Consider the following 7,369-nt stretch of genomic DNA (forward strand, 5'->3'; position numbering starts at 1 on the left):
GCTGACCGTCGCGATGGACGGGCCCTCGGGCACCGGCAAGTCCAGCGTCTCCCGCAAGCTCGCGATCCGGCTCGGCGCCCGCTATCTCGACACCGGCGCCATGTACCGGGTGGCGACGCTGCGCGTGCTGCGCGCGGGCGCCGACCTCGACGATCCGGCCTCCATCATCGCCGCGGTGAAGGAACTGCCGCTGAGTATCGGCACCGATCCCACCCGCGAGTTCGTCGAACTCGATGGTGAGGACGTCTCCGCGGAGATCCGTGGCGACGCCGTCACCAAGGCCGTCTCGGCGGTCTCCGCGGTGGGCGAGGTGCGCGAAGTGCTCGTCGCCACCCAGCGGGAGATCGCCGCGGGGGCGGGCCGGATCGTGGTCGAGGGCCGCGACATCGGCACCGTCGTGCTGCCCGACGCCGACGCCAAGATCTACCTGACCGCCTCCGCGCAAGCCCGCGCGCAGCGGCGCAACCAGCAGAACATCCGCGAGGGACGCGGCGACGACTACGCGGCCGTGCTGGCCGACGTCCAGCGCCGCGACACCCTCGATTCCACCCGCGCGGTGTCCCCGCTGCGTCCCGCCGAGGACGCGGTGCTCGTGGACACCAGCGAGCTGACCATGGACGAGGTCATCGACGAGCTGTATCGCGTCGTGGCGCAGCGTATCGCGACAGGAAGTGCACAGTGACCGAAGACGTACTCGCCGGAGACGGCATCTGGAACGACGAATCCGAGTGGGAGCTCGTCGATTTCGAGGGCGAACAAGAGGGCGCCGAGCAGCTCGCCATGCCGACGCTCGCCGTGGTCGGCCGCCCGAACGTCGGCAAGTCGACCCTGGTCAACCGCATCCTCGGCCGTCGCGAAGCGGTCGTCGAGGACATCCCCGGCGTCACCCGCGATCGTGTCTCCTATGAGGCGAACTGGGCGGGACGGCGCTTCCTGGTTCAGGACACCGGCGGCTGGGAGCCCGACGCCAAGGGCCTGCAGCAGGCGGTGGCCCGGCAGGCCGAACTGGCCATGTCGACCGCGGACGCGATCCTGCTGGTGGTGGACGCCACCGTCGGCGCGACCGCGACCGACGAGGCGGCGGTGAAGAAGCTGCGCCGCTCGAAGATCCCGGTCATCCTGGTCGCCAACAAGGTCGACGACCAGCGCGTGGAGGCCGAAGCCGCGACCCTGTGGTCGCTGGGGCTGGGTGAGCCGCGCATGGTCAGCGCCGCGCACGGGCGCGGTACCGGCGATCTGCTCGACGACGTGCTCGCCGTACTGCCGGAGACTCCGCGCGAGGGCACCGGTGGCACCGGGCCGCGCCGCGTGGCACTGGTCGGCAAGCCGAATGTGGGCAAGTCCAGCCTGCTCAACAAGCTCGCGGGCGACGAGCGTTCGGTCGTCCACGATGTCGCCGGCACCACCGTCGACCCGGTGGACTCGCTGGTCGAGCTCGGCGGCAAGATCTGGAAGTTCGTCGACACCGCGGGCCTGCGCCGCAAGGTCAGCAATGCCAGCGGCACCGAGTTCTACGCCTCGCTGCGCACCAAGTCGGCGCTGGAAGCCTCCGAGGTCGCGATCATGCTGATCGACGCCTCCCAGCCGATCACCGAACAGGATCTGCGGGTGATCAGCCTGGTCGCCGATTCCGGCCGGGCCTTGGTGCTGGCGTTCAACAAGTGGGACCTCGTGGACGAGGACCGCCGGTTGCAGCTGGACAAGGAGGTCGACCGCGATCTGGTGCGGGTGCCGTGGGCCCAGCGGGTCAACATCTCCGCGCACACCGGCCGGGCAGTGCAGAAGCTGGTGCCCGCGATGGAGACCGCGCTCGAGTCCTGGGACAAGCGCATCTCCACCGGCCGGTTGAACAACTGGCTCAAGGAGGTCGTGGCCGCGACCCCGCCGCCGATGCGCGGCGGCCGCCTGCCGCGCGTGATGTTCGCGACGCAAGCCTCCACCCGCCCGCCGACGTTCGTGCTGTTCACCACCGGCTTCCTGGAAGCAGGTTACCGCCGGTTCCTGGAGCGGCGGCTGCGTGAGGAGTTCGGTTTCGACGGCTCGCCGGTGCGCATCTCGGTGCGTGTGCGCGAGAAGCGGGACCGCGGCAAGAAGTGAGTTCGCCTCCGGGGTGTGCGTTCGCGCGCACCCCGGAGCCGAATGTCATCGGGGATTCCTAGGTGGGCCACGACGACGGCATCAGCCTCGACACCTTCGTCGACTGGCTCATCGACGCGGGCCACCCCATCGAACGCGCCTCTCACGCCGCGGTCAGCCCGCGCCGCTCGAGCAGCGGCTCGATGTCCGGCCCGCGCCCGCGCACGGCGGCGAAGGCTGCCATCGGGTCGACCGATCCGCCGCGCGCGAGGAGTTCACGGCGGAATATCTCGCCCTTCTCGCGGACCGTGCCCGCGCCGTCGTCGAACCAGCGCACGGTGTCGGCGTCGAGCACTTCGCTCCAGATGTAGGAGTAGTAGCCTGCCGCGTAACCACCGGAGAAGATGTGCGCGAAGTAGGCCGTGCGGTAGCGCGGCGGGATGGCTTCGACCGCCAGGCCCGCGGCGTGCAATGCGCGCTGCTCGAATTGTTCGGCGTCGCCGGGGTTCTCGCCGGCGGGCAGGCGGTGCCAGGCCCAGTCCAGTCGGGCGGCGGCGAGGTACTCGACGGTGCGGAATCCTTCGCCGAACCGGGAAGCCTTGCGCATCCGCTCGATGAGATCGGCGGGCATCGGTTCTCCGGTCTCGATGTGGCGGGCATAGCGGGACAGGATCTCCGGGCGGTCCATCCACATCTCGTTGACTTGGGAGGGGAACTCCACGAAATCGCGGGGGACCTCGGTGCCGGAGAAGAAGGGATAGCGCACGTCCGAGAACAGGCCGTGCAGGGCGTGGCCGAACTCGTGGAAGAGGGTGCGCACGTTGTCCCAGGTCAGCAGGACGGGCTCACCGGCGGGCGGTTCGGCGATATTGAGGTTGTTCACCACCACCGCCCGGGTGCCCAGCAGGTGCGACTGCGCGACGAGCTCGTTCATCCACGCCCCGCCGCGCTTGGACGGGCGGGCGAAGTAGTCGCCGAGGAACAGACCCAGTGGCGAGCCGTCGGCATCGAACACCTCGAAGACGCGGACGTCCGGGTGGTAGCCGATCAGGTCGTCACGTTCACGCAGCGTGATGCCGTAGACCAGCTCGGCGGCGTGGAAGACGCCGTCCCACAGCACCCGCTCCAACTCCAGATAGGGTCGCAGCGCCGAGTTGTCGAACGAGAAGCGCTCGGCGCGCAGCTTTTCCGACCAGTACTGCCAGTCCCATGGCCGCAGGTCGCCGTCGGCTCCCGCCGCGCGCATCGCCTCGGTGAGATCGCTCGCCTCGCGTCCGGCATTGGCGACCGCGGGCGGCACGAGCCGGGCCAGCATCCGCTCCACCTCCTCGGCGGTCTTCGCGGTCTGATCGGCCACCGCGTAACTCGCGTGGTCGGGGTAGCCGAGCAAGCTCGCTCGCTCCGCGCGCAAAGCGGCGATTCGCGCTGCCAGTGCGGCGTTGACAGCATCGGCCGCCCGGTCGGTGGCATCGGCGGTATCGGCATCGCCGTGGTCGGTCGAATTCCCGATCTCGTCGCTCGCCGGCCTGCTCTCGTCCGACTGTTCGAACCCGCGCTTCAACGAGGTTTCCAGCACCCGCCGCCGCAGTTCCCGATCGGCCAGCTCGGCCAGCACCGGTTGATTCGACACGTTCTGCAAGCGCAGCGCCCACGCGCCCTCCCGGCCGAGCGAGCGAGCGTTCTCGGCGGCGGCCGCGATCGCGCCCGGCTCCAGCCCGGCCAGCTCCTGTTCAGCAGTCACCACCACCGTCGCGGCATTGGTGGCGGCCAGCAGATTCTGCCCGAACTGGGTTGCCGCCGTCGCCAACTCGGCGTTCAGTTCGCGCAGCCGCTGTTGACCCGCCGCGTCGAGCCGGGCGCCCGCCCGCACGAACTTCAGGTGGTACTGCTCGAGCAGACGTCTGTCCTGCGCGTCCAGCCCGAGCGTTTCGCGCTGTTCGTAGAGGGATTCGATGCGGGCGAACAGGCGGGGATTCAGTTGGACAGCGTCGCGGTGGGCCGCCAGGCGCGGCGAGACCTCCGCCTCGATCGCGTCGATGCCCGGCGTGGAATCCGCGGCGGACTTGTTGAAGAACACCGCGCTCACCCGCGTGAGCAAAGCGCCCGAACGCTCCAGCGCCACAATCGTATTGTCGAACGTGGGCGCCTGCGCGGAGTCCGCGATCGCCGCCACTTCCGCCAACTGCTCGGCCATGCCGTGCTCGAACGCAGGCAGATAGTGTTCTTCGGCGATGTCCGCGAAAGGCGGCAACTCGAAGGGCAGGGCGCTGCGCTCGAAGAACGGATTGCTCGTCATCCCTCGACTGTAGAGCTCGACTCGATCTTCGACCGTCGAGTTGGGGGCGCACACCGGCGTCGCCGGGTGCAGTATGTACCCATGAGCGATGCGGTGATCTCTATCGAAGGCCTCATCAAGACCTTTGGGCCCGTACGTGCCCTCGACGGACTCGACCTCGAGGCGCGAGCCGGGGAGGTCCACGGCTTCCTCGGGCCCAACGGCTCGGGCAAGACCACGGTGATCCGGGTGCTGCTCGGGCTCTACCGCGCAGACGCGGGACATGTGCGCGTGCTGGGCAAGGATCCGTGGCGGGAGGCGGTGTCGCTGCACGCCCGGCTGGCCTATGTTCCCGGTGAGGTGACATTGTGGCCGGGGATCACCGGTGGCGAGGTCATCGACCTGATGGGGCGGTTGCGCGGCGGACTGGACCCCCGGAAACGGGCGGAATTGCTCGAGCGTTTCGATCTCGACCCCAGTCGCAAGGCGCGAACCTACTCCAAGGGCAATCGGCAGAAGGTGGCGTTGGTCGCCGCGCTCGCCTCGGACGCCGAGCTGTTCCTGATGGACGAACCGACCTCCGGCCTCGACCCGCTGATGGAAGCCGAGTTCCAGCAGTACGTGCGCGAACTGGTCGGGCAGGGGCGCACGGTCCTGTTGTCCAGCCACATCCTCGCCGAGGTCGAAGCGCTGTGCGACCGAGTCAGCATCATCCGCAACGGGCGCACCGTGGAAAGCGGAACGCTCGCGGAGCTGCGCCATCTGACCCGAACCTCGGTCACCGCCGAGACCCTTCGGCCGGTCGAGGGGATGGAAGACCTGGCGGGTGTGCACGATCTGGTGCACGAGGACGGAAAAGTGCGTTTCGAGGTGGACGGTCCGGGACTGGACGCGGCGTTGCGGGTGCTGGCCGCCGCGGGCGTGCGCTCCCTGGTCAGCTCCCCGCCGACACTCGAGGATCTTTTCCTGCGGCACTACTCGGCCGACGTCGCCCCCGCTCCCGAGGCGGCGACCTCATGACAGTGCAGTCCAGGGCCGACGCTGCGGGCACGACAGGCTGGGGCACCTTGCTGGTGGTCGGGTTGCGGCGTGAGCGGACCTCTCTCCCGTGGTGGCTGGCAGGTATCGCCGCGTTGCTGGCATTCCAGTCGGTGAGCAGCCAGAACTTCTACGACACCCCGGAGAAGCTGGCCCAGCTGCGCGCCACCATGAGCGGCAACGCGGCAGTCGTCGCCATGGGCGGCCCGACCGAACTGCTCGACAGCATCGGTGGGGAAGTCCTGTTCGAGATCTCTGCCTACCTCGCCATCGTCGTCGCGTTGATGAGCATGTTCCTGGTCGGCAGGCACACCAGATCCGACGAGGAGACCGGTCGCGCCGAACTGTTGCGCTCGGCCCGGATCGGCCGCCGGGCCCCGGTGACCGCGGCCCTCGCGCTGGCCGGTATCGCGAACGCGGCGGTCGCGGTGGTGCTGTTCGGAGCCGGGGTGGGCACGGGCCTGCCGGTCGCGGGTTCGCTGCTGAACGGGGTCGCCGTCGCCGCGATCGGCGTCACCTTCGCCGCGGCGACAGCGGTGGCCGCGCAGGTCGCCGACGCCACCCGCGCGGTCTACGGCACGATCACCTTCCTCATCGCCGCCGCCTACGTGTTGCGCGCCATCGGCGACGTCGGGGACGGGACCGCGGCCTGGTTCTCCCCGATCGGCTGGGCTCAGCGCACCTACCCGTATGTCCGGGATCGCTGGTGGCCGCTGGCGCTGTTCGTGGTCGCCACCGCCGTGCTGGTCGCGGCGACCTTCGTCCTGCTCGATCGCCGCGATTTCGGTGCGGGCCTGGTGCGCTCCGGCCGTGGCCGCGCGGAGGCGACCCGGTGGCTGTCCTCCCCGCTGGGGCTGGCCTGGCGACTGCAACGCGGCGCTTTCGTGGCCTGGAGCGCCGGAGTCTTCCTGCTCGGCGCCGCCTACGGCTCATTCGCCCAGAGCATCGAGGAATTCCTGGCAGACAATCCGGCCATCGCCGACTTCCTGCCCGGCGGTGTCGAGGACGCTGTCGATTCCTATCTGGCACTGACCCTCGGCATGACGGCGCTGCTGGCCGCGGCCTTCGGTATCTCCTCGGCGCTGCGTGCCCGCTCGGAGGAGACGGCGGGCGCCGCCGAACCCATCCTCGCCGGTCCGGTCGGCCGGACGGCCTGGCTGGGCAGCCACCTGACCGTGGCATTCCTCGGTAGCGCGGTGGTCGCGGCCGCGGGTGGCCTGGGGGAGGGCCTGATTCACGGCCTGATGACCGACGACGCCGGGCAACCGCTGCGGCTGGCAGGCGCGGCTCTCGTATACGTTCCCGCGGTGTGGGTGGTGGTCGGGGTGGCGGTGCTCGGCTTCGGTCTGGTGCCCCGGTTCGGCGCTGTCCTCGCCTGGGCCTTCTTCGCCTACTGCGTGGTGAGCGTGCTGTTCGCCGATGCCTTCGACCTGCCGTCGTGGTTCGACGAGATCTCACCGTGGGCGCACACTCCGCAGGCCCCGCTCGAGAGCGTCTCGGTCACATCGGCCGTGGCTCTGCTGGCGATAGCGGCGGGATTGGTCGTCGCCGGGGCGGTCGGCTTCCGCCGTCGGGACGCCGGGTATTGAGCGCTACACGCGTGCTATGCCGTGCAACGACGATCGGCGCGGCAGTGCGCACCGCCAGGTGAGGCGGTGCGCACGATCGGGCGGGTATCAGCGACGCAGCTGCGCGGCTGAATAGGTGGGCAGGACCTGGGTGTCGTCGTTGTCGGCCAGTGATTCGTTGATGGCGGCTTGGGCGGCCGGGGGCAGGGTGTGCATGATCTCGCGGACCCGTGCTCGACGTCGCCCGACGGCTTGGCGGACCGGCATTCCCGGGGTGGCCTGCATCTGCGGGATGATGCCCTCGACCTCTTCGGCGCCACCGTGGTGATGACCGGCATCGACCATCGCCTGCTCGCGCGCCATCTGCGCCTCGTCCTTCTCCTCCGACATACCGATCGGACCGATCATGCGG

General features: G+C 69.7%; 5 protein-coding genes and 1 pseudogene. 4 read left to right on the forward strand and 2 right to left on the reverse strand.

Annotated elements, in window-relative coordinates:
* Positions 1 to 13: 13 nt before the first annotated feature.
* Together cmk and der are read left to right on the forward strand one after the other, a co-directional pair.
* Positions 14 to 682 (forward strand): (d)CMP kinase, encoded by a 669-nt coding sequence (gene cmk, locus NS3_RS27055; RefSeq protein WP_067865554.1) that lies wholly within the window; start codon positions 14 to 16, stop codon positions 680 to 682.
* Positions 679 to 2,097, forward strand: coding sequence for a ribosome biogenesis GTPase Der (der, locus tag NS3_RS27060; protein WP_067865527.1), 1,419 nt, complete (start codon positions 679 to 681; stop codon positions 2,095 to 2,097). The genes cmk and der overlap by 4 nt, the downstream gene beginning before the upstream one ends.
* A 142-nt stretch (positions 2,098 to 2,239) precedes the next feature.
* On the opposite strand, the gene NS3_RS27065 is transcribed toward der, so the two are convergent.
* On the reverse strand, positions 2,240 to 4,372 hold the full coding sequence (locus tag NS3_RS27065) for a M3 family metallopeptidase (protein ID WP_067865530.1): 2,133 nt from the start codon (positions 4,370 to 4,372) through the stop codon (positions 2,240 to 2,242).
* An 81-nt stretch (positions 4,373 to 4,453) separates the two neighbouring features.
* Between NS3_RS27065 and NS3_RS27070 the strand changes: the two genes are divergently transcribed.
* The gene (locus NS3_RS27070) at positions 4,454 to 5,371 is read left to right on the forward strand and encodes an ABC transporter ATP-binding protein (protein WP_067865533.1); all 918 of its coding nucleotides are present in this window, start codon (positions 4,454 to 4,456) and stop codon (positions 5,369 to 5,371) included.
* Entirely contained in the window at positions 5,368 to 6,978 is a 1,611-nt protein-coding gene (locus NS3_RS27075) for an ABC transporter permease (RefSeq protein WP_067865536.1), read from the forward strand. Before NS3_RS27070 ends, NS3_RS27075 begins: the two co-directional genes overlap by 4 nt.
* Before the next feature lie 87 nt (positions 6,979 to 7,065).
* Here NS3_RS27075 and NS3_RS27080 read toward each other — a convergent pair.
* Positions 7,066 to 7,369: pseudogene (locus tag NS3_RS27080) on the reverse strand (ABC transporter ATP-binding protein); the annotation flags it as partial.

The sequence above is a fragment of the Nocardia shimofusensis NBRC 100134 genome (assembly GCF_001613125.1).
GTDB classification, from domain to species: Bacteria; Actinomycetota; Actinomycetes; order Mycobacteriales; family Mycobacteriaceae; genus Nocardia; species Nocardia shimofusensis.